21 protein-coding genes and 2 pseudogenes are annotated in these 22495 nt (G+C 42.3%); 12 read left to right on the forward strand and 11 right to left on the reverse strand.

Annotation, left to right across the window (positions count from 1 at the left end; translation table 11 throughout):
- The coding region (locus NWP22_RS12085) for an ATP-binding protein (RefSeq protein ID WP_280801938.1) at positions 1-590 on the reverse strand (590 nt) is incomplete at its 3' end.
- A gap of 51 nt (positions 591-641) precedes the next feature.
- Between NWP22_RS12085 and NWP22_RS12090 the strand changes: the two genes are divergently transcribed.
- On the forward strand, positions 642-779 hold the full coding sequence (locus NWP22_RS12090; protein WP_271733281.1) for a hypothetical protein: 138 nt from the start codon (positions 642-644) through the stop codon (positions 777-779).
- 31 nt (positions 780-810) lie between these two features.
- On the opposite strand, the gene NWP22_RS12095 is transcribed toward NWP22_RS12090, so the two are convergent.
- The gene (locus NWP22_RS12095; protein ID WP_271733282.1) at positions 811-1464 is read right to left on the reverse strand and encodes a DivIVA domain-containing protein; all 654 of its coding nucleotides are present in this window, start codon (positions 1462-1464) and stop codon (positions 811-813) included.
- Positions 1434-1925, reverse strand: a pseudogene (gene coaD, locus NWP22_RS12100) (pantetheine-phosphate adenylyltransferase); the annotation flags it as partial. The gene NWP22_RS12095 and the pseudogene coaD, both read right to left, overlap by 31 nt.
- A gap of 369 nt (positions 1926-2294) precedes the next feature.
- Between coaD and NWP22_RS12105 the strand changes: the two are divergent.
- Positions 2295-3320 (forward strand): adenosine deaminase, encoded by a 1026-nt coding sequence (locus tag NWP22_RS12105; protein WP_271733284.1) that lies wholly within the window; start codon positions 2295-2297, stop codon positions 3318-3320.
- Positions 3321-3386: 66 nt separating this feature from the next.
- On the opposite strand, the gene NWP22_RS12110 is transcribed toward NWP22_RS12105, so the two are convergent.
- On the reverse strand, positions 3387-3722 hold the full coding sequence (locus NWP22_RS12110) for a rhodanese-like domain-containing protein (RefSeq protein ID WP_271733286.1): 336 nt from the start codon (positions 3720-3722) through the stop codon (positions 3387-3389).
- A gap of 150 nt (positions 3723-3872) precedes the next feature.
- Between NWP22_RS12110 and mutL the strand changes: the two genes are divergently transcribed.
- The gene (mutL, locus tag NWP22_RS12115; protein WP_271733288.1) at positions 3873-5534 is read left to right on the forward strand and encodes a DNA mismatch repair endonuclease MutL; all 1662 of its coding nucleotides are present in this window, start codon (positions 3873-3875) and stop codon (positions 5532-5534) included.
- Positions 5535-5554: 20 nt separating this feature from the next.
- On the opposite strand, the gene NWP22_RS12120 is transcribed toward mutL, so the two are convergent.
- Complete coding sequence (locus NWP22_RS12120; protein WP_271733290.1) at positions 5555-6253, reverse strand: hypothetical protein; 699 nt, start codon at positions 6251-6253, stop codon at positions 5555-5557.
- A gap of 278 nt (positions 6254-6531) precedes the next feature.
- On the opposite strand from NWP22_RS12120, the gene NWP22_RS12125 reads away from it, so the two are divergent.
- Complete coding sequence (locus tag NWP22_RS12125) at positions 6532-7284, forward strand: hypothetical protein (RefSeq protein WP_280801939.1); 753 nt, start codon at positions 6532-6534, stop codon at positions 7282-7284.
- Here the strand turns inward: NWP22_RS12125 and NWP22_RS12130 are convergent.
- The gene (locus NWP22_RS12130; RefSeq protein WP_280801940.1) at positions 7254-7541 is read right to left on the reverse strand and encodes a hypothetical protein; all 288 of its coding nucleotides are present in this window, start codon (positions 7539-7541) and stop codon (positions 7254-7256) included. The genes NWP22_RS12125 and NWP22_RS12130 overlap by 31 nt on opposite strands.
- A gap of 132 nt (positions 7542-7673) precedes the next feature.
- Between NWP22_RS12130 and NWP22_RS12135 the strand changes: the two genes are divergently transcribed.
- The 6 genes from NWP22_RS12135 to NWP22_RS12160 all read left to right on the forward strand — a co-directional run bounded on the left by NWP22_RS12135 (position 7674) and on the right by NWP22_RS12160 (position 14086).
- The gene (locus NWP22_RS12135; protein WP_280801941.1) at positions 7674-8501 is read left to right on the forward strand and encodes a TRAFAC clade GTPase domain-containing protein; all 828 of its coding nucleotides are present in this window, start codon (positions 7674-7676) and stop codon (positions 8499-8501) included.
- On the forward strand, positions 8491-9393 hold the full coding sequence (locus NWP22_RS12140; protein ID WP_280801942.1) for a hypothetical protein: 903 nt from the start codon (positions 8491-8493) through the stop codon (positions 9391-9393). Before NWP22_RS12135 ends, NWP22_RS12140 begins: the two co-directional genes overlap by 11 nt.
- A gap of 4 nt (positions 9394-9397) precedes the next feature.
- Positions 9398-11620, forward strand: coding sequence for a hypothetical protein (locus NWP22_RS12145; protein ID WP_280801943.1), 2223 nt, complete (start codon positions 9398-9400; stop codon positions 11618-11620).
- A 55-nt stretch (positions 11621-11675) separates the two neighbouring features.
- Positions 11676-11885, forward strand: a complete 210-nt coding sequence (locus NWP22_RS12150; RefSeq protein WP_280801944.1) for a hypothetical protein — start codon at positions 11676-11678, stop codon at positions 11883-11885.
- Between the two features lie 19 nt (positions 11886-11904).
- Positions 11905-13437, forward strand: coding sequence for a hypothetical protein (locus NWP22_RS12155; RefSeq protein WP_280801945.1), 1533 nt, complete (start codon positions 11905-11907; stop codon positions 13435-13437).
- 88 nt (positions 13438-13525) lie between these two features.
- Positions 13526-14086: a hypothetical protein gene (locus tag NWP22_RS12160; RefSeq protein ID WP_280801946.1), complete on the forward strand. Its 561-nt coding sequence runs from the start codon at positions 13526-13528 to the stop codon at positions 14084-14086.
- A 7-nt stretch (positions 14087-14093) separates the two neighbouring features.
- On the opposite strand, the gene NWP22_RS12165 is transcribed toward NWP22_RS12160, so the two are convergent.
- Both NWP22_RS12165 and NWP22_RS18380 read right to left on the reverse strand, forming a co-directional pair.
- A complete protein-coding gene (locus NWP22_RS12165) occupies positions 14094-14534 on the reverse strand; it encodes a hypothetical protein (protein ID WP_280801947.1) in 441 nt (146 codons plus the stop codon).
- A gap of 367 nt (positions 14535-14901) precedes the next feature.
- A pseudogene (locus NWP22_RS18380) lies at positions 14902-14967 on the reverse strand (type I restriction endonuclease subunit R); the annotation flags it as partial.
- Positions 14968-15129: 162 nt separating this feature from the next.
- Here NWP22_RS18380 and NWP22_RS12170 point away from each other — a divergent pair.
- Both NWP22_RS12170 and NWP22_RS12175 read left to right on the forward strand, forming a co-directional pair.
- Positions 15130-15384, forward strand: coding sequence for a type II toxin-antitoxin system Phd/YefM family antitoxin (locus tag NWP22_RS12170; protein WP_271733300.1), 255 nt, complete (start codon positions 15130-15132; stop codon positions 15382-15384).
- Positions 15377-15637: a Txe/YoeB family addiction module toxin gene (locus NWP22_RS12175; protein WP_280801948.1), complete on the forward strand. Its 261-nt coding sequence runs from the start codon at positions 15377-15379 to the stop codon at positions 15635-15637. The genes NWP22_RS12170 and NWP22_RS12175 overlap by 8 nt, the downstream gene beginning before the upstream one ends.
- A gap of 646 nt (positions 15638-16283) precedes the next feature.
- On the opposite strand, the gene NWP22_RS12180 is transcribed toward NWP22_RS12175, so the two are convergent.
- The 3 genes from NWP22_RS12180 to NWP22_RS12190 form a co-directional block, all read right to left on the reverse strand.
- Positions 16284-17816: an Eco57I restriction-modification methylase domain-containing protein gene (locus NWP22_RS12180; protein WP_271733305.1), complete on the reverse strand. Its 1533-nt coding sequence runs from the start codon at positions 17814-17816 to the stop codon at positions 16284-16286.
- A gap of 60 nt (positions 17817-17876) precedes the next feature.
- Positions 17877-18839: a XamI family restriction endonuclease gene (locus tag NWP22_RS12185; RefSeq protein WP_271733306.1), complete on the reverse strand. Its 963-nt coding sequence runs from the start codon at positions 18837-18839 to the stop codon at positions 17877-17879.
- A 66-nt stretch (positions 18840-18905) separates the two neighbouring features.
- A complete protein-coding gene (locus NWP22_RS12190) occupies positions 18906-22373 on the reverse strand; it encodes a tetratricopeptide repeat-containing S1 family peptidase (protein WP_280801949.1) in 3468 nt (1155 codons plus the stop codon).
- Positions 22374-22495 lie beyond the last annotated feature (122 nt).

The raw sequence follows: 22495 nt of genomic DNA on the forward strand, positions 1-22495 counted from the left end.
GGGCTAGAGGTATTTAACCTATCACTACCACCAGAGGCTACCTTATAATCACGTACATCCCGCATCCCAATCAAGGCTACACATTGGGGGAAACCTTGGGGACGACGGGGGAAACCATCCCTTAATTGCCTTAAGACAGTAATTAAAGTTTGATTTTGCAAAGAGTCAATTTCATCAATAAACACCACCAGGGGGCGCACAGAAGCCTCCGCCCAGGATTTGAGGAAAGAGCCGATACGTTGAGGTGGATTACCATTAGTTAAAAAAGGTGGTTGTAATTCTGTTGGTAGCCAAAAGTCAATAGCATCTTGCCAAGCACCTAAAATTGCCTGTTCTGCTACTTCTGGCTGATCGGGAAAGGGCGAACCTACTTCTGCGGATACCATGACGGCGGTATATTTACCACTGGCTGTTAATTCCTGTGCTAAGGTGAGCATGGCAGTGGTTTTACCGGTTTGTCTGGGTGCATGGATGACAAAGTAATTCTGTTGGTCAATCAAGCGTTTTAATTGGGGTAACCGTTCACTGGTGGGTAGGGTATAGTGGATATCTGGCTTACAGGGGCCTGCGGTGTTAAACCATTTAGTCATAAAAGTTTAGGTATAGGTTGATTTGATTATAACTGTGATCACGGTTGACTGTTGACTGACAAAACGCCAGTGCGATCGCTTTTATTCGTTACTCATATCCCCGAGTTCTCACCATCAATTTTTATAGAAGTGGGGGATCTTATCCAGGTGCTGCTTTATCCCCTGGGCGATCGCATCAAGTCAAGATAATCAGATACATGAGCTTGGGTGTTACAGGTCACTAAATTCTACTATTCGTAGGAGGTGTATTACAGCGCAACTGCTGGCGACCATTGACAATAATACCTAACATCTCCTGCAAATCCTTCTCCATATTTTCCAGGACAGTATCAGCGTATTCATCCGCGCCACTTTCGATTTCTTGAGCTTGAGCTATAGCAGTTCGTCGCAACTGCTCCAACTCCTCCTCACAACTGCGGCGCTTTTGGTCAATTTCCGCCAGAGTAGCTTGCATCATCGCCTCGCATTCCTGCTCAACTTGTCTGCGCAACTCCTGGGCTTTTTGTTCGGCTTCCCTGAGGATATCACTTTCAGCTAAAATTTGCCCTCGTTTAGCTTGAGCCGCTTCTATAATTTTTCGTCCATACTCTTGAGCTTCCAGCAGAACCTCTTCCTTTTGTTGCAGCACAAAAGTAGCTTCCTGAAAAATCCCTGGTAAAGACAGGCGAATAAAATCGATTTGCTCAATCAGCTTATCTTCATCAACTATAGTGCGTCCCGTGAAAGGAATACAAAAACCATAGAGAATTAAATCCTCTAAACGATTAAGTTCCTCGATAATATTGACGCTTTCCGTTCCGTTAATATACTCCTCCGGGGGGGGATAACTACCGTTGTCATTCAATTGGTCGTGGGATAGATGTGATTGTAGCATTTATATATATCCAGGGCAATTTCTTGGGGAACAAGATGATCAACAGATCCGCCAAACCTTGCAATCTCTTTTACCACACTACTACTCAAAAAACTATACTCATTAGATGTTGCCAGAAAAACTGTTTCTATTTGAGTGGAAATAGTTTTATTAGTATGAGCCATTTGCAGCTCCACTTCAAAGTCGGAAATTGCCCGTAAGCCTCGTAGTAAAACCTGTGCGTGTCTTTGTTGGGCATACTTAACAGTCAAACCGTCAAAACCATCCACTTCCACATTAGTCAGATGTTGAGTAGTGCGCCGAATTTGATTTAATCTTTCCTCTACTGTAAACAATGGTACTTTATTCGGATTCCGTAGTACAGCAACAATCACCAGGTCAAACAGCCGACTACCACGCTGAATGATATCAAGGTGACCTAAAGTGATGGGATCAAAGCTGCCAGGATAAATAGCAATCACAAAGTTTTCAATATACCAAAGCTACTCTATTCACACTCCCCGCTCTAAAGATACGGAGATTCTTGATTCAACGAGTCCACTTAGACTAAATCCCTTTGGGTTTTGAATCTTAGTAGCATACAGTGATTTTACTATAATTCTGCCACAAAGCGAAAAGATGACAGGAAATCTTGAGCAACTGTGAAGGTTTGTAATTATTAGTTAAGACAACAGTAACTAGCTACTAACCCACTTTTGAGTTTATGCGATCGCCCCAAAGCTGACTAATTAGGGCGATCGCCCTCACAGGTACTAATTCTGGGAGTTAGGCTTTCTTTTTTTGGAGCTTTTGTTACAATTAGTAAAATTCATATTTACAAAAAAGCTATTATGGCCTTATACGCTGAATTACACAGACACCTGGGCGGTTCGGTTGTTCCCCGTGTCTTATGGCGGTACTTTGAGCGCCATAGTCAAGATTCTATTGCTCAGTTTGCTGAATATGGGGAATTTGAAGAATTTTACACCCGTCCCCGGAACACCTTAGATGAATATCTAGAATTACACACCTTAGTAGAAAGTGTGCAAACAGTAGAAACCTTACCCTACTTTATCTATCGCCTACTGCGGGGGGCTTATATCTTTGAGAATTTAGCTTATTTAGAACTGCGCTATACCCCATATTTACGTACACCAGAACACCTCAGCCAAACCGCCAGAATTGATAAAATGGCGGAAATTGTGGAAGTGGTAGGAAAAGCCAGCCATTTACCAGAGTATCCCATTGTCACTAGCCAAATCCTCTGTATGCACACCCGCTTACCCTATGAGGTCAATCAGGCAATTGTTGACCTAGCAGTGCAAAATAAACAATATGTTTGTGCTATCGATGTCGCTGGGGGCGATCGCTACTATCATGAACGCATGGCAGAATGGGTAAGCTTATATGATTATGGGCGATCGCAGGGCTTAAACACCACCGGACACCTCTATGAAACTAGAGACGGTTGTCACCCCGAACTACTACCCTACCTCATGCGCATAGGTCACGGTATCCAAATTCCCCTATTATTTCCCGAACTATTAAAGGATATAGCTCAACGGGGACAGTGTTTAGAAGTATGTCCCACAACTTACCTCAAAACCGGCACATTAGAAGATATACGTCAACTCAAATTAGTTTTTGACCGTTGTTTTGCAGCGGGGGTAGATATCGCCATCTGTACCGATAACGCCGGGTTACATAATATGCGCTTACCCTTTGAGTATGAAAACTTGCTAACATATGATATAATCAACTTTAAGCAATTGCAAGCCTGTCAAAATGCAGCCTTCCGCCATGCTTTTGCTTGGCCTTACAATCACCCGCCCACATTGCTACTGGATAAAGTCTTAAAACCGCTAGCCAAGGTTTAAACTAACAGAGAAACGAGGAAATACGCAGAGACTTAGACAAATATCACAACAAAATCCCAATCAATCTTAAGCAGCTATCCCCTCTGTAGCGCCCCCTACGGTTCTCCAAGCTGACAAACCGCCATGAATATGAATCACATTAGTAAACCCAGCTGCACGCAATAATTGTACTGCATAGCCAGCCTGGGTATCTTCATTGCCATAGATATAAATATGGCGCTCCTTGTGCAGTGTAGATGTAGCTCGTTCTACCAGATCGTTTAAGGGAATGGCGATCGCACCGGTGATGCGACTTTGATTGTAACTGTGGCGATCGCGCACATCTATGATGGTAAACCCTGGTTGTCCCCATTGCAAACGAAACTTCAGATCATGAACCTCACTCGTTAAGTCACTGTTCATAAGCATTTCTCGCTGTCTTGTCTCACCAGCAATCTATCAGGAATATTGAGAAAACCTGAGTTTCTTTACAAAGAATCAAAAATTCTGTAGAAATGTCCATAAAAATGCCTACTCTATACAGTGGTCGCCTCTTGCCCTAAACTGTAACTCATGGCATCTACTATTCAAACCCTATCCACAGAAATTGTATCTCTGATTACCGCCGGAGAAGTGATCGACTCCCTGGCCGCCGTAGTGCGGGAATTAGTCGAAAATTCCCTAGACGCAGGGGCAACAAGGATTATAATTTCCCTATGGCCACAACAGTGGCGGGTACAGGTGGCAGATAACGGTTGCGGAATGGACGCAGATAATTTGCAACAAGCCGCCCTAGCACACAGTACCAGTAAAATTCGCTCTGCTGACGATTTATGGAAAATCAACAGTTTAGGGTTTAGGGGTGAAGCCTTACACAGTTTAACCACCCTAGCAGATTTAGAAATTCTCAGCCGTCCACCAGGAGCAAATGTCGGCTGGCGGGTTGTTTATGGTCATGGTGGCCAACCTGTGGAATTTGCCGCCACGGCCATCGCCCCTGGTACAGTAGTCACAGTGTCTGACCTGTTCGGTAATTGTACCCTGCGCCGCCAGGGTTTACCCACATCCGCCCAGCAAACCAGAGGGGTACAACTAGCAATTCAACAAATCGCCCTGTGTCATCCCCGTGTGACTTGGCAAGTTTGGCAAAATGACCGCCAATGGTTTACTATTTCTGCGGCCGCCACTACGGGACAACTATTACCGCAAATTGTCCCCCAGCTGCAATATAGTGACCTCCAAGAATTTAACCTACAATTACCCAGCCCCCCCAACTGTGCATTAGCTTTAGTGGTAGGTTTACCAGACAGATGTCACCGCCGTCGTCCTGATTGGGTGCGAGTGGGAATTAACGGGCGTATGGTCAAATCTCCAGAGTTAGAGCAAAGTATTTTATCCGCATTTCACAGGACATTACCACGCGATCGCTATCCTGTTTGTTTATTAAATCTTACTGTTCCCCCAGAGCAAGTTAACTGGAATCGTCACCCTGCTAAACATCAAATATACTTGCATGAAATGGGTTATTGGCAACAACAAATTACCCAGGGAATTAACCAAGCCCTGCGCATCAGTTCCGCCCAGATCCCAGAGTCTTTTCATCATACACGGGTCAGTCAATTAGTCAAAGCAGCGGAAAGTAAAGGGGGTTATAAAACTAACCCCCAAACTACCCATTTACACCATTATACACCAATACCTTTAAAAGCGATCGCCCAACTTAACAATACTTATATTGTGGTAGAACATCCCCAAGGTATGTGGTTAGTAGAACAACACATTGCCCATGAGCGAGTATTGTATGAGCAAATTTGCGATCGCTGGGAACTAGTTCCCATTGAACCCGCCATCATTATGTATCAACTTTCCCCCGCTCAAGTATCACAACTGCAAACCATTGGTTTAGATATAGACCCCTTTGGTGAACAACTTTGGGCAATTCGCAGCATACCCGCACTGTTACAACAGCGTCAAGACTGTGCAGAAGCAATTTTAGAATTAAGTTGGGGCGGTGACCTGAAAACAGCCCAAGTAGCGATCGCCTGTCGTACTGCGATTCGCAATGGTACACCCATGAGTTTAGAACAAATGCAAGCATTACTAGACCAATGGCAACAAACCCGTAACCCCCGCACCTGTCCCCACGGTCGCCCGATTTATTTATCTTTAGATGAACCTGCTTTAGCTCGGTTTTTCCGGCGTAGTTGGGTAATTGGCAAAAGTCACGGGATTTAAGAGATTTAAAAGGGATTTAACTATCTATCAACCTGCTTATTAATATCTTGGGTGGTTAATTCCCTCTTAGTTCCTCGCACCACCAGCTCACCATTCACAACCTCAATACTGTCTACACTCAACCCCACATCAGACATAGCTAAGTTGAGTTGCTGATTAATTTCTGACTTACTCAGCCCTGTTACCTTAGTAATATCTGCCAAAGACAGGCTTACACTTCCCAAACTTAATTGCGTATTATCACTTAAATATATCCGTCCATCTTGGACTATTGGACTACTAGTAACACCTATATACAAAGGGCGATCGCCCGCCATGGGTAATACCTGCTGCACCATCCGCCGCGCCCGATCTGGTAACTGGGATGGTTGAACTACCACCCCTCCTGTCACCTGATTTTCTTGAATACTGGCTTTAAGACCTTTTGTAGCCTGTAATACTTGCGATGTTTTGGGGTTTTTGGCTAGTTTTTGACTCATTAACACAGTTAATTCTGTTTCATTCAGGGGAATATCCACCCGGTTATTTTCCCCTTCCCATTGAGTCAGTTTCACTTCCAGCACATTCTGGTCATCCCGATTCAGATTAACCGACTCACCACTGCCGTGAGTATACCAGCTAGGCAGAGACGTGATTTGCTTCCACCCGTAGGCTATCCCTGTAACCACTATACCGTTGATGAGGAGAAATAGTAAAATCGAATTTTCTTTCTTATCCATAGTTTGGTTTCCTGATAAGTAAATTACTTATACATCCCCCAATCACCTTAACAGTCTATGCAAAGGTTTTGTTTACACAAAAGTACGGTTGTGAGGAAGAAAGTAATATTGTGTCCCAGTCCTGTAGCCTTGCTCAGGGGAGGGTGAGGATAGGTAAAACCCATAACCGCAAACAAACAATGAAGATATTCCCAGGGATCTGCTGGTAGCAGCACTGGGGCGATCGCAACTATTACCAGATAGTATACAGTTATTTTTATCAGTATAAGGCCATAAATGTGGGAGTAGTATATATAGGCGATCGCGCTGCGGGTAAAACACATTTAGCTTTGGAGTTATCTAACCCCAAAACTGAATATGTCAAAGTCACCAGTCAGGACTATCAAACTTTGCAAGGGATGTTAATGGATGAACAAGGAGGAACCAGACCCACAAACCTACAGCAACCCATATACAACCGCCCCTTAGATGTGGAAGTCAGATTACCTACCGGTAATAAATCAGTATCAGTAGACTGGATAGATACGCCTGGAGAGGTATGGCGAAAAAGCTGGCAATGTGATAATCAAATGGAATGGCAGAAAATTTTAGACACAATCAGTAAAAGTGAGGGAATTTTCCTGATTCTGCCACCACATCGGGGGATGACCTTCAACATGGGGGTAAATGCAGATGAATTTATGACTCAAGAGCAGTGGTGTAACCGCTTTGACCGCTGGGTAGACTTTTTTCGCTATGAATGTCCTAAACTCAGACATTTAGTGATTTGCTTAAATAAGGCTGACCTGTTTTGTAATTTGCCACAAGAAGCTAAACAACTCAGCTATAGCCCCAATGGAACACAAATGAATTGGCAACAACGCCATATGCACGTTGTCCAGCGGTATTTCCGCCCTATTCAAACCCAACTCCAGCAGATTAATCAAAGTTTAAACCGGGTATCAGTCCGTTGCTTTATTACCTCCATCCATAATCGGTCAGTCCTAGAACTACCGTGGATTTATATGGGTAGTTTTTTAGCTAAATCATAGTGAGGAAAGGGAACAGGGTTGACTGTTGACTGTTGACTGTTGACTGCTGACTGCTGACTGTTGACTGTTGACTGTTGACTGGTGACTGCTGACTGTTGACTGGTGACTGGTGACTGTTGAGTGTTGAGTGTTGAGTGTTGAGTGTTGACTGTTGAGTGTTGAGTGTTGACTGTTGACTGGTGATGGGTGATGGGTGATGGGGCGATCGCTATGAAGAGGGAACACCGAATAGGGAACAGAGAATAGAAATTGTTCATGAATCATTTAGAATTGCTATAGTTGGCAGATACTGATTTATCATTGTCTCCTCCTAGACCTGTTTTATCTATCGTATTATTTCTTGGTTTTGTTCACAAATTAAATACGAGTCCTATAGCACAAATATTAATATGGGAAACATTCGGGTAATTGGCCCTAGAGGGTCAGGGAAAACCACTTATTTAGCCGCCTTAGCTTACCAACCATTTAAGTTCAGCAAAGAATATCAAAACTTGAAAGTGCAAGCCGTCAATGACGACACCAGAAACTTAGCAGATAAAGCCGAAAATATCATTAGTCAAGGCGCATCCGTTGAGCCTACAAGTTCTCAAGTCAACACTATCTATGATTTACCTTCCTACTCCTTTAATATAGAAATTAAACGCCGGTTTCAGAAACAACAAGAACAGATAAATTTAGTCGCCAGGGACTACCCTGGAGAAATATTTGAGGATTTAGAGTTTGGCTCATCCAACCCTTTACATCAAGAATTTATTGAGGAATGTTTGACCGCCGATGTTAATGGTTGTTTAATCTTACTCACTCATTGGCAATCGGGAACCGATAGTTCTTACAGTCGCATCATACAACGGTTTCTGGAATTAATGGATAAACACGAACGGACTAGTAATTTACGGTTAGCAATAGCCATGAGTAAATGTGAACGGGGGGAATTATGGCCCGGTCGTCTTGACCCCCAAACCGATTTATTTAAGGTGCATTTACCCAGAACCACGCACATATTACAACAGAATATCCCCGCCCAGAATCTGGGATTTTATGCCATATCTACCTTTGGAGTACTAGGACGTAAAGACCCCCGACCCAATCGCACCCTAGAATGGGGAACCGAGGGTAAACTGGCTGTTTTAAGAGATGCTCAAAAATGGCGACCTTATAACCTAGTCGCCCCTCTCTATTGGTTAAGTACAGGGAGGAAATTAGGAAATGATGCGTAATTGGTTTGCTAAAGCTAACTCAGAACCCCAACAAAGTAACGCCGTGATTCGGGTGATAGGCGATCGCGGTTCGGGTAAAACCGGCTATATGGCATCATTAGCAAGATGGCCCAATGCAGACCCCAGCAGTCCCGTACAAGTGGTCACCGCCATTGGGGAGTCTGGGGAAGAACTGATCAATCAAGCGCAGAACATACTCGAACAGGGGTTAGAACTAGAAGCTACGGATTTAAAAGCTGATGCAACAGAGCTACTAGACTACACCCTAAGTATTACCCTCAAAAAGCAATTTTCCCGCCGTAACCCCCCAATTAGCAGTTCTAACCTAGTAACTCTCAACATCAGTTGTAAAGACTATTCGGGAGAGTTTTTTAGTGACCTGCTTCAGCGCAGCGGTGACCCCCTACTAGCACAGTATTTAGAAGACTGTTCCCAAGCTACAGGGATTATCTTTTTAGTGGATGGTAATAGCCGGGCTAAAGATAGTGAATACGCCAACGGCTTAGATAAATTTTTAACCTGCCTAGACCGCACAGATATCAACGCAACTACCCGCAGAATAGCCCTAGTTTTAAACAAGTGTGAACAGTCCGAACTGTGGGTAAACCGCCATAAACCAGGATTTTTAGCCCAAGCCCGGTTTCCCCAAACCTGCCGCAAATTAACAGCCTGGCAACAAATAGGAGGGGGTAAAGTAGACTACTTCACCGCTTCCGCCTTTGGGATGTTGGGGAGTAAATACCCCGAACCTAATGTACAAGTTTTAAAACGTGGTCGGGATGGGGTAACCGCAGTGATTAAAAATCCCAAACTGTGGCGACCCTTTGGTTTAGTGGCTCCCATTTATTGGTTGTGTACAGGTGACAGACATCAAGAATTAGATAAAGGGTAAAATCATGATTCCAATTCACGAATTTAGCACCGGAATTAAAGTAGAAAGAACCCCTAACGGTGGTTGGGTATCCCTAGGATTTCTGGGTAAATATATCAACTCCACCCTAGAACCCATCCCCTACTCTATAGAGCGTTCCATTGCTAACCAAGAATTTGCCCTCACCGAAGGAGCTTCTACAGACCAACCCGCCATTATTGGGCGAGTAGTGGGGACTGGGGAAGACTCCTGGGCGGTGATAGCTGTAGTTACACGAGCTAGGGATGAAAAACGGCGCAGTTTATCTGTATATCGTTATTTTTTGACTCCCGGAGCCAATAACCTGCGCTATGTCTTAGCTTGGTGGGAAGGTCAGGGAAGACCGACATTTAACCCCTTGGATAGTAAAAATATAGGGCAATGTGCCTATTTTGACCCAGCCTCGGCTCCTTCACCCGACCTAGACCCCACAGCCAACTATATAGAACTAGTACCTACAAAACCCACATTACTAGAACCACAGCAGTATAACTTAACAACCATCCACACCCTAGCCATTAAGAAACATAATCTAGATCCCACCCAGCCTATTTCCTGGGCGTTTAACGTAGAAGCAGTGGAAAAACCCCACAGCTTTCAGATGATCCAACCCGCTTCCCTCAAGGCCTATGAGACCTTAGAAAGAGAGATTAGTAAACCACCCCGGTCATTACCAGCAGTATTTATAGATGAAGCGGCGCTCAAGTCAGCCATTCGAGCTTTAATCAACAATTCCCAAGTCAAAGCCGATGCTGTGCAAGTTATTGTCAAGGAACTTGATAATCCACAAATTACCCCCGAATATTGGAAGGCTTTATTTGATGCTCAAGGCGCAAACACCGCCATTACTCAAAGAAACTATAGCCCTCCCTTAGTCCGACTCATGACCCTGCGCGCCATAGTCATCCCAGAGACTTTACCAGAGTTTCTCAAATGGTTAAATATCAAATCAGGTAAACAACCCAGTGAGGCTGAAAGTACCTCTTTACAGTTTCAAGGTGCTATCCGTCAGTATTTCCCCAAGGAGAAATCAGGCGCGGATGTTCCAGATAAGTTAAACACATCTTTTAAAGAACAATTAAGCGCGGATTTTAAAGACAAATTAACAGCGGGAATTAAATTACTTATTCCGCAGTTACTCGAAAAGGAAATTTCCCCAGAGTCCATACAGTGGTTATTTATTAAAGATAGGGTATGGGATATTTGTCGTAGTCAGTTTCTTCATGATGTTGTCAATGATTTACAATTAATTAGGCAAAAATCAAATTTTGATCAATCAGAATCTGAGGGTTTAAATTTTCCCCAGGAGATGTGGCAAGAGTTAATTAGTTCTTTACATTCTCATTCAGACTCTTACTACATAGTACCTACTTACAAACCTCTGGCAAAATTATTTGAGCTACTGAGAGAATATGAATTATCTGCCTACTTTTATCAGGTAAGTGTTGGTCAGGTTCCTGTTAACGTCTTTTCAGAAGTTAAGAAAAACCATCCCGGTAAAAAAATAAGTTTATTGGGGATAAAAATTGATAAGAAAAAAAATATTCTTGAAAAATCAGTAGATTCAGCTACTAAGATAAATGGTTTGATAAGCGATCCTCTTGTACTTTTGATACCTGTGGCTTTAATCTTGATCCTGTTGGGTTTTACATTATATCAATTCTATCCAAATTTTCCAAAAATCACATGGTTACAAGGTCGGGGTAATACACAAAAAACAACAGATGCTAAGTTAAATAATAGTGATAATACAACACAAGCAAATAAACCTGTTACTACAGAACAAAAAACTAACCCGGTTGCTAACACAACACCACCAACACCTCAGCAGTCAAATAATATTAATACTCTACCACCAAATATTAAAGATGAAGCGCTTAAAGAAGCCAAATTTAAGGATGGAACTATGACGGCGTTAAATAATCTTATGAAAAGACCAGAAATATCTGACGATCAGGAAAAAAGCCAGGTATTACGACAGGTTCTTAACTTACCCTCAGATTGGAATTTTTCAGATATAACCTCTCAAGAGGATAACAAAAGAAACCCAACTAAAACCCAATTAGTCGAAGCTATATATCAGTATCAAAAAAGTGAAGAAGGACTAACAGCCGATGGCATTATAGATAATGGGGGCGAAACATATAAGCGATTAAAACCAAAGATAGAGAAACAATTAACGAATAATAGAACATTTAACGGCCAATGATTCCAATTCACGAATTTAGCACCGGAATTAAAGCAGAAAGAACCCCTAATGGTGGTTGGGTATCCCTTGTATTGTTCCCTTCGACTACGCTGATGGGAACGGATTGATGTTGGTGGTTGAGCGAAGTCGAAATCGCGATCGCCCCCTTGATGTTCCCTTCGACTACGGTGATGGGAACGGCGATCGTTCCCCTGTGAGAAGATGCCCACCCCACAAGATTTATAATCTTAATGTGTGTGCTTTATTTACTTTAAAAATGGTGTAAATACAAATACATAATAACCATGATTTCAGTGTATGAATTTAGCAAAGGTATTGAACTAGAAAAAAACCCTAACGGTGCTTGGGTATCTTTAGGGGTTATGGGTAAATATATCAACTCCACCCTAAACCCCATTCCCTCTGTTATGGAGCGTTCTATTGCTAACCAAGAATTTGCCACCATAGGAGGAGCTTCCGACGAGCAACCCGCCATTATTGGCCGAGTAGTAGGAACCAGGGAAGAGACTTGGGCTGTGATGGCTGTGGTCACACAAGCAAGGGGTGAAGGTGGCTACAAATTCACTTTCTATCGTTATTTTTTGACCCCCGGAGCCAATAACCTGCGCTATCTCATAGCTTGGTGGGAAAGTCAGGGAAAACCCACATTTAACCCCTTGGATAGTAAAAATATAGGAGAATGTGCCTATTTTGACCCAGCCTCGGCTCCTTCATCTGACTATGACCCCACAGCCAACGATATAGAACTAGTAAGAACCTATCCCACATTATTACAACCACAGCAGTATAACTTAATAACTGTCAACACCCTAGCCATTAGGAAACATAATCTAGATCCCACCCAGCCCATTTCCTGGGCTTTTAACGTAAAATCACTGAAAAAACCCCGCAGCTTTCAGATTATCCAACCCGCTTTTTTAAGAGCTTATGAGAATTTAAAAAGGGAGATTAGTAAACTACCCCCGTCACCTACAGACGCAAGCGCTGATGACATAGCACCAAAAAAGACTCTTGATAAAGCATCGACTAAAAAAGCCATTAAAGCCGCACTGCAAAGCTTAATTAATTTCTCACAAGTCAAACCCCCATCTGTAGAGACGATTATTGACACCTTAGAAAATCACCAACTGACTTTAGAAGAATGGTACAGCTTATTTGATGCTGAAGGCGCAACCACCGCCATCACTGAAAAAATTTATAGCCCTCCCTTAGCGAGACTTATGACTCTGCGCGCCATAGTCATCCCAGAGACTTTACCAGAGTTTTTACAGTGGTTAAATATCAAGTCGGGTAAACAACCCAGTGAGGCTGAAAGTACCTCTTTACAGTTTCAAGGTGCTATCCGTCAGTATTTCCCCAAAGACAAATTAACAGCGGGAATTAAATTACTTATTCCGCAGTTACTCAAAGAGGAAATTTCCCCAGAGTCCATACAGTGGTTATTTATTAAAGATAGGGTATGGGATATTTGTCGTAGTCAGTTTCTTCATGATGTTGTCAATGATTTAGAATTAATTAGGCAAAAATCAAATTTTGATCAATCAAAATGTCAGGGTTTAAATTTTCCCCAGGAGATGTGGCAAGAGTTAATTAGTTCTTTACATTCTCATTCAGACTCTTACTACATAGTACCTACTTACAAACCTCTGGCAAAATTATTTGAGTTACTGAGAGAATATGAATTATCTGCCTACTTTTATCAGGTAAGTGTTGGTCAGGTTCCTGTTAACGTCTTTTCAGAAGTTAAGAAAAACCATCCCGATAAAAAAATAAGTTTATTGGGGATAACAATTAATAAGAAAAAAAAATATTCTTGAAAAATCAGTAGATTCAGCTACTAAGATAAATGGTTTGATAAGCGATCCTCTTCCACTTTTGATATTTTGTTTTTTCATCTTGATCCTGTTGGGTTTTACATTATATAAATTCTATCCTTTTCCAAAAATCACAGGTGTTCAACGTCAGGACAATAATACACAAAAAACAACAGATGCTAAAAATAATAGTAATCCTACAACACAAACAAATAACCCGGTTAGTACAGAAGAAATAACTAACCCGGTTGCTAACACAACACCACCAACACCTCAGCAGTCAAATAATATTAATACTCTACCACAAAATATTAAAGAAGAAGCGCTTAAAGATGCAAACTTTAATAATAGAACTATGACGGCGTTAAATAAGCTTATGCAAGAACTAAAAATATCTGACAATCAGGATAAAAGCCGAGTATTACAACAGGCTCTTGACTTACCCTCAGATTGGAATTTCTCAGATATAACCTCTCAAGATGATAACAAAAGAATAGCAACTAAAATTCAATTAGTCAAAGCTATATATAAGTATAAACAACTTGAAGGACTAACAGCCGATCCCATTATAGATAATGGGGGTAGAACATATAAACGATTAAAACCGGAAATACAAGAACAATTAAGGAAAAATCCACCCAGCGGCCAATGATTCCAATTCACGAATTTAGCACCGGTATTAAAGTAGAAAGAACCCCTAACGGTGGTTGGGTATCCCTTGTATTGTTCCCTTCGACTACGCTGATGGGAACGGATTGATGTTGGTGGTTGAGCGAAGTCGAAACCGCGATCGCCCCCTTGATGTTCCCTTCGACTACGCTCAGGGAACGGCGATCGCCCTTGATGTTCCCTTCGACTACGCTGGTGGGAACTGATCTCGGTGGTTGAGCGAAGTCGAAACCACGATCGTCCCTGATGTTCCCTTCGACTACGCTGATGGGAACGTATTGATGTGGGTGGTTGAGCGAAGTCGAAACCGCGATCGCCCCCCTTGTATTGTTCCCTTCGACTACGCTGGTGGGAACGGCGATCGCCCAGCACCACACCTTAACCTTAATATCATAAATCTTGTGGGGTGGGCATCTTGCCCGCCCTTCCACTCAGATAAAATGGGCTGTATATTTACATTCTGGAGGAGCATTGATTTAGGTGGAGGTTAACAAATAGTGTAATATCTGCTGTATTAAATACTTGCCAAGTTCTGCTCCAACTGTTGTTATTAGGTCTGTTGTTATTAGGTCAAGCATTTTTCTATTTTTTTTAACTTTACAAGGTATACAATATCAGTTTTACCTGGTTAACCCAGATTGATGGAGGCGAGTTTGTTAACTGTGCCAATCTCGCCAATCTTGCCAGGGTTTGGGATTACAATAGCTGTCTGAGTTTTTCAACTCACTGTAGCTGCAAGATACCGGACTTTTCACATCATCAGATAAGTGGGAGCAAAGGGCGATCGCTGTCATGAAAGTTGGGAAAATCGCGTTTTTTAGCTTCAATAACTGCAAGTTTTTCACCACGATAAACTAATACATATAGCAACCGCCAAGGTGGTTAGGACATAAACAGAAGATAAAACCATTGAAATTCAAGCGTTTCAAGGCTTCCCCCTGCTATATCTCAGCGGTTAGTCTGGGGATTGTACAATTTGCCCAAACCCGCTATACTTGTACAATAAACAGTACAGGTTCTCCCCAAATGAAAATTATCTCTTTTAGCGAGGCCAGAAATAGTCTAAAAACGGTTTTAGACCAGGTGACAGAAGATGCTGACTATACAATTATCACCAGACGGGATGCTGATGATGCGGTGGTGATGTCCCTGGAGTTTTTTAATAGTCTCATGGAGACTGTGTATTTATTGAAGTCTCCGGCAAATGCAGCCCATTTAGAACGTTCCATTACTCAATTTAAACAGGGGAAAGTGCTGCAGCGAGATTTGTTAAATGAATAGAATGTTAGCTTGGACTGATGAGGCTTGGGGTAATTATCTTTACTGGCAAGGGCAAGATAAAAAGACTCTCATAAGAATCAATAAGTTGATTGAGGAGACAATGCGGATGCCTTTTGAGGGTATCGGTAAGCCAGAGCCTCTCAAGGAAAATTTAGCCGGATTTTGGTCACGGCGAATTGATGATACAAATCGTTTAGTTTATGCTGTTGATGATGTCTATGTAACTATTATTTCTTGCCGATATCATTATTAATTTAGCAATAAATTAAGTCATTTTTATAAAGAAAACTCTCATGCTTAATTCTTCTTGATAAAACCCTTAAAGCCTTTTTCAGGCTCATGAAATACACACCTATTCCCTATTCCCTATTCCCTCAAACTAAAAAAAAATGTACCTCACGAGCATGGGAAATGCTATATACAAAAAATACAAATAATACAAAAAATATACTCATAATCCGTTGCTTTCCAAAGGACTGGGTAAAATCAACCCCAATGCGATAGCGAAGCGCTGCTGTAAGCAGATAGCGAAGCGCTGCTGTAAGCAGATAGCAAAGCACCACACCTTAATATCATAAATCTTGTGGGGTGGGCATCTTGCCCGCCCTTCCACTCAGATACAATGGACTGTATATTTACATCCTGATTGATTTAGGTAGACCTTATCCCTGGTCGATCTGCTTACAGCGATCGCATTCAGTCAGGACGATTAAATACATAATCTTCTAGTCAGATGTATCTGACTTTAGCTTTGAGACGGGGGTTTCTAACCCCCGGTTCCCCGTGTAGCATCTTCGCGATCGCAATGTACACAGTAGAGGCTAAACCCTAGGGTGGAACTGTCTAAGAATCTGTTGCAATAGCTTCCAAAGTAGCAATTTTTCTGGTTTTGTTTCACCTTAAAACAATATTGGAATTGAAACAATAGCATTACCCAATTCTTTTGGTTCCAGCTTATATAGTCCACCTCCATACACCCGACCTTCACCCATGAGCATTTGATCAGAAATCCCATTTAAAGCCTGCCATACCTGCTTAAGTAATTCGGAATTTTGTGAAAATGCTTGAGCCAAATCAGGGAGGGGATACAACATCAAGTAAACGTTAGTAGCTGTTGCTTGGGAGTGATTGAGAATAAAGCGGAAGGGTCTACCTCTTTTGGTATCTTGACGACCCATATAGGTACAGAGGAATGGGGAGGGTGGACGATTCTCCTGCGAATACCAGGGAAAACGATGTCTGCACAAATAGCGATCGCTAATTCCATTGTCTACTCCCATCTGCAAATATTGCCACAGCATTGGATAGTTGGCTTGCACCTCAGATATAGGCAATGCACAGTCCAGCAAAAATAGCTGCTGTGTCAAAATGGGATTACCTTTTATATCAGCTTCAATTTCATCAACTAATAAATAACGGGGACTGGGCAGAATAGGTTTTAAGAATTCAATCGGCAGTTGATATGCTATTACCTGTTCTTTTGTAAGCACAAAGAAATTGTTAGCCCCTGTTGCTAAACCACGTTTAATAGTAAATAAATCTTTTAACTGAAGTTGCTTTAAATTAGACTGAGTATTATTTGGGGTAAATCCAATCTTTGTCCATTTGGCTGTTAAGCGGAGCGTCTCTACAGAAACCAACTTGCTTTTGTTGGGTGTTGCTAAACTTTTACCATAGCTAAATTGAATATGATGGTTTGCTGGTGGTACAGTCTTCTTGAACCAAACAACTGCACTGGTAACTAAAGCATCTGCAAACTGGACATTATTTGGATGAAACAAATGAACACGCAACAAGGTAACACTGCTTAACAGATACTCCCTAATTTGTTGTCCATAATTTACGTCCATAAATCCACTAGGAATGAGCCACCCAGCAATACAATTATCCGCCATCCAAGCATCAGCCATGCACAAGAAATAGCAGTAAAGACTAGCTAACTGACTGAGTTTTATTCCTGTGATCTGAAAAGTTTGATTTTGTAATCGCTGCTTTTCAATTCGGCTTAAATGATGATGTCGTACATAAGGAGGATTACAAATGAGTAAGTTAGCTTTTTTATCATCACAGCTAGGTGGTATAGCTTGGGTAAAGTCAGCTAAATGTAATTGTAGTGGTGTGTCGCGCCAAAATGAAATTGCCTCCAAGCCGTAGTGTGAATCAATTTCATAACCTACAGCTTCTTTTACTTGTATGGGTGAAAATAGCTGTAATAATGCGGAATAAAAAGCACCTGTACCAAAAGCGGGGTCAAGAAACCGGATTTGGGAATGTGGTGTTAATAACTCTTTTGCATATTGCACAATGTCGAATGCCAAATCTGTGGGTGTGGCAAATTGTCCCAATTTATTGCGTTCGGCTTGGGTTTTGACTGCATCTAGTTGTAATTGACGGAACACCCGTGCTTGCTCAGTAGTTGTAGTTACATTCATAAAAAACTCGTTTCACGTCAGAGGATGTTTGAAGCGATACAGCTTCAGCCAGAGGGAAAGTCAAACGCCAAATAATGCTAGGTCATCAATGCGATGTTCCCATAACCAGTCAATTCCTTCGGCTGCTTCATAGCCTAAATAGCCGCTGTCAAAATAACCACAAAGAAATAGAACAAAACGGACTGTATTACCGTAGTTGCTCCTGAGTTGAGCAACTTTAATGGCTTCTTCTTTGCGTCGCTTGTTGGGGTTGGTAAAATCTCCAGCTGATTTAGCTTCAATGAGGAGAGGTAAATCGCCAGGAGCAGACTGTCTGGGCATGATCACGGCATCAATGGGGATGTTGACTTGTTTGTTGCCAGACTGCAAACTGACGGGAATGTTGAGCCGAAACACGAAGGTTCCTGGTTGCATGGTTTCAAATCTTAGTCCACTACCTCCCTTGATGTAAGAGTAACCTCGTTCTTCTAACCACTGCCTAATTGTGGCCAGTTGTCTTTGTTCTTGGGTGTTACGAATAATAGGGTCAGCCAAGGCTCCACAAAGACGGTCGGCAACAATGGTTGCTGATCGGTGGATTTGTGTCTCTGTGGGATCTAGCTTTGTTTCTAGCCAAGGGAAGATGTCTTTATCAATTAGCCGTGCTATCACCTGAGCGATTTTTGCCAGTTCGGCATCCAGCATTGTGGTATCCATTTTTGGTGGGATGCGTTGCTTGTCTTCCATGTTTTTGACAAGATTGGGTGACACCCCGGCTAGTCCCATCAGACGGTCACGAGCGATGGGTGGTGCTGTTGTCATCCGCAGTATTGGTAGTACGGATGGATGTTGGCGCAGGACTGTGGGGGTGATGTTGGTTAGATTGGCTGTCCAAGTCAATGCTGATTCAACTTGTTGAGTTGTGACAATGCGAGTTTCAAGGTAAGCCCTAGGAGCAAATTCCATAAACCAACTGTTGTAAAAGTCTACGGACTGGGCAATATCTTGTTTCCACAAGTGGGGTTTATCAACATTTACTGGCACTACATCACCTCAAGTTGACAAACAGCAAGACTATCAAGATATCTGAAAGTGAACATTTTCGGTAGACTATTCCTTGATTTGGGATAACAGAGTTTTGATTGTGGGGGTAGATAACAACTTCTGAGCATCACTGATAATTTTATCCCCCCAAAGATTCTTTCTCAAAACCTCCACATCAGCAAAGGTTTTGTCTAGGTTTAAAACTGTTGTAGCTAACTCATAGGCTTTTTCTTGTTGTCCTTGGGTATATAAAGCCACAGCTAAGGCTAGTATAGGTTCTGCCACTTTATTGTTAACTTTTATAGCTTCTTCCCATTGTTTAATAGCAGTGGTTTTATCTCCCTGTTCATATTTAATCAAACCTATGTTATTAATAGCTGGTAAGTTGTTTTTATCTTTGCTCAGAGCTTGATTGTACTCAGCTAGCGCTGCTGTATAGTTTTGTTGTGAGTGGTAAACAACACCGCGATTGTAGTAAGCTTGAGCTAAATTAGGATTAATCCCAATAGCTTGGTTAAAATCAGCCAATGCTAAATCCCATCTTTTCTGGTTAACGTAAACAACACCCCGCCAAATGTAACCTTGAGCTAAATTAGGATTAAATTCAATAACTTGGGTGTAATCAGCCAATGCTAAATCCCATTCTTTCAACTCACGGTAAATATGACTGCGTAACGTGTAAGCCAAAATACGAAAGTTAGCTAAAAGAAAATCAGGAGCAAGTTCAATGGCTTGGGTAAAATCAGCTATAGCTAAATCCCATTCTTTGAACTCACGGTAAAAAAGACCGCGAATGATGTAACCTTGAACATCATTAGGATTAAGTTCAATGCCTTGGTTGAAATCAGCCAGAGCTAAATCCCATTTTTTCAGGTCAAAGTAAACAGTACCGCGATTAATATAACCTTGAGCTAAATTAGGATTAATCGCAATAGCTTTGTTATAATCAGCCACAGCTAAATCCAATTTTTTCAGGTTATAGTAAACATTACCGCGATTGATGTAACCTTGAGCATCATTAGGATTAAGTTCAATAGCTTTGCTATAATCCGCCACAGCTAAATCCCATTTTTTCAGGTCAAGGTAAACAAAAGCGCGACCAGTGTAACCTTGAGCATCATTAGGACTAAGTTCAATGACTTTGTTATAATCAGCCAAAGCTAAATCCCATTTTTTCAGGTTATAGTAAACAAGACCGCGACCTGTGTAAGTCAGAGAATTATCAGGATTAAGTTCAATAGCTTTGCTATAATCAGCCACAGCTAAATCCCATTTTTTCAGGTTAAGGTAAACAGTACCGCGAATGATGTAAGCATCAGCATAATTAGGATTAATCCCAATAGCTTGGTTGAAATCAGCCAAAGCTAAATCCCATTTTTGCTGGTCAAGGTAAACACGACCGCGATTGTTGTAAAAAGCAGCACGGGGACTGAGTTCAATCGCCTGATTTATCGCCAACTCAGCCTCTGCATACCTCTGTAAATTCAACAACACCCAATACTTCTGATTATACAAATTAGGATTACCAGGCTCCAGCCTAATCGCCTCATTGATAGCACCCAGCGCCCTATCCAGCTCCTGTAATTGCCTATAAACTATACTCAGATAATCCCAAGCGGGGACAAATTTAGGGTTAGCCTTTACCGCCAATTCTAACGCTGCTGCTGCTGCTTTGAATTGTTTACTCCCGCCTAAAGCCAAACCCTGACCATAATAAGCCAAATCAATAAAAAACTCTGGTTTTTGGGCGATCGCCCGCTCAAAAGCCTCTACCGCCTCATCATAGCGACGTAACCGCCACAATTGATTCCCCCGTTCAATCCACAATCTAGCATCAGCATCCCCCTGGGGAACTGGAATTGAGAGAATAGTATTTTGAATAGATTCCACATCCTCCAGACTTAACTCCCGTGGTCTTGTATTTTCCACCCCTTGCGGTCGGGTATTCCATCTCGGTGCTAAAGCTAAAAAGGTACTAATGGGAATCCCTAAACTATTACCTATGTGTATGTCACCCCAAGCAATATTCCTCACCCCCTCCGCTTTTCCATGAATCCCAATTACTCGTCCCTGAGTATCCAACACCGGACCCCCACTCATCCCACCCAGGGTAATACTGCTGTAAACTAACTCATATCCCCCGTCTACAGCTCCCGCAGCTTGACCCACAGCTTGTAATAATTGCGCTCCCGGATCCTTGTTAGTTTGGGAACTTGACAGAGTAGTTTGGATTAACCCCCTTTCCCTACTCCAAGTTTGTCCTAATGTCAACCGCCAGGGTGAACTTGTCCCCAGTCTCGGATACCCCCCTGTTAACATATATTGATTATCTCGGGTCGGATATTTAGCTAAGGTAGCAACTGCATAACTCCGGTTACTCCTAAACTTAACTACTGCTAAATCCACCCCTTCATTATATTGAATACTACCAGGTTCCACTCGATGTGTTTGACCATCAGCGGTGACAATAGTGTAAGTATAGGGGTGACATTCCCCCATTCCCCCTTTCTTCTCACACACCACATGAGCTGCAGTCAGGACTATGTAACTATTTCCTTCCTGATTAATAATTACACCTGAACCATTATTTTGACTACTACTATCAATCCTGACAGTAATTTGTTTAGCTTTTTCCTCCAATTCCCCTAACCACCCTGTTAATGGTACTTCCGGGACTTGATAACCAGGGATCTCCGTCTGGGGTAGGGGTGGGAGTTGGCGTTGGGGTAAACCATAAGCAGTTAACACCTCTGGTTTAACCGCATCTAACACCCTACTTACAGGGATTCCCCAACTATACCCACGCCATTCCTCAATTTCTGCTGCTGTGGGTTCTTGTCCATCAGCACGGACATAACCTAAATTTAATATGGGGTATTGGCTCATACCATTAACTCCCAGTAAATACCCGTAGGCACTGAGAATCGCACCGCCGCTCATCCCCTGCTCAATGTCGCTGTCGTAGCCAATTTCATAACCCTCTTTTAAACTCGGTTGGGAAACAATTTTTCTAACTCTTCCCGATCTAAATACTATATTATTTTCTGTACTGGGGTATCCCCCCGCCATGACTGGGGTATCTATATCAATATCAAAGTTAGCAACTTCTGGTGGTAAGCAATATTGCTGATTTGAGTTAAATTCTAATATAGCTAGGTCTAATTGACCAAGGTTTGCATCAGGAAGCAATTTGACTGGATGAGTTTTACCGTCTAGTGTTTGAATATTCAGGCTTTTGGGGTTAATTCTCCTGACTACATGGGCGTTGGTTATTACTAAGTACGAGCTACCTGTTTTAGCTTTGGCTAAAATTGTCCCCGATGCTACGTCACGCTCTCCCCTGACTTTAACTGTGATTTGTCTCACAAGCTGTTGTAGTTGTCTTTCGGAATATGCTCCCGTATCTGGGTCTTCTGGTATAAGTTGACATTCATCTGCTATGGGGGGTTTTGAGGTTTTGCTGTGGGTGATTTCCCCTAGGACGGGAAGGGGTAGCAGTAATATACAGCTAATAATGGCGAGGTGACGTTTCATGGTTGCTGGGGGTGTAGGGTGTATTTATTATATCTGTTGTTCAACGCAAAGGGGCGCAAAGGTGGGCGCAAAGGGGCGCAAAGGTTTATGCAACATATCCCCGACTTCTGAAACTAAATTAT

It is taken from the genome of Anabaenopsis tanganyikae CS-531 (genome assembly GCF_029891675.1).
Taxonomy (GTDB): domain Bacteria; phylum Cyanobacteriota; class Cyanobacteriia; order Cyanobacteriales; family Nostocaceae; genus Anabaenopsis; species Anabaenopsis arnoldii.

Excerpts from the sequence above, each read along its gene's own strand:
- NWP22_RS12095 (WP_271733282.1), bottom strand. The coding sequence starts at position 1,464 with ATGCTACAATCACATCTATCCCACGACCAATTGAATGACAACGGTAGT.
- NWP22_RS12105 (WP_271733284.1), top strand. The coding sequence starts at position 2,295 with ATGGCCTTATACGCTGAATTACACAGACACCTGGGCGGTTCGGTTGTT.
- NWP22_RS12110 (WP_271733286.1), bottom strand. The coding sequence starts at position 3,722 with ATGAACAGTGACTTAACGAGTGAGGTTCATGATCTGAAGTTTCGTTTG.
- mutL (WP_271733288.1), top strand. The coding sequence starts at position 3,873 with ATGGCATCTACTATTCAAACCCTATCCACAGAAATTGTATCTCTGATT.
- NWP22_RS12120 (WP_271733290.1), bottom strand. The coding sequence starts at position 6,253 with ATGGATAAGAAAGAAAATTCGATTTTACTATTTCTCCTCATCAACGGT.
- NWP22_RS12130 (WP_280801940.1), bottom strand. The coding sequence starts at position 7,541 with ATGAACAATTTCTATTCTCTGTTCCCTATTCGGTGTTCCCTCTTCATA.
- NWP22_RS12135 (WP_280801941.1), top strand. The coding sequence starts at position 7,674 with ATGGGAAACATTCGGGTAATTGGCCCTAGAGGGTCAGGGAAAACCACT.
- NWP22_RS12140 (WP_280801942.1), top strand. The coding sequence starts at position 8,491 with ATGATGCGTAATTGGTTTGCTAAAGCTAACTCAGAACCCCAACAAAGT.
- NWP22_RS12145 (WP_280801943.1), top strand. The coding sequence starts at position 9,398 with ATGATTCCAATTCACGAATTTAGCACCGGAATTAAAGTAGAAAGAACC.
- NWP22_RS12155 (WP_280801945.1), top strand. The coding sequence starts at position 11,905 with ATGATTTCAGTGTATGAATTTAGCAAAGGTATTGAACTAGAAAAAAAC.
- NWP22_RS12170 (WP_271733300.1), top strand. The coding sequence starts at position 15,130 with ATGAAAATTATCTCTTTTAGCGAGGCCAGAAATAGTCTAAAAACGGTT.
- NWP22_RS12175 (WP_280801948.1), top strand. The coding sequence starts at position 15,377 with ATGAATAGAATGTTAGCTTGGACTGATGAGGCTTGGGGTAATTATCTT.
- NWP22_RS12180 (WP_271733305.1), bottom strand. The coding sequence starts at position 17,816 with ATGAATGTAACTACAACTACTGAGCAAGCACGGGTGTTCCGTCAATTA.
- NWP22_RS12190 (WP_280801949.1), bottom strand. The coding sequence starts at position 22,373 with ATGAAACGTCACCTCGCCATTATTAGCTGTATATTACTGCTACCCCTT.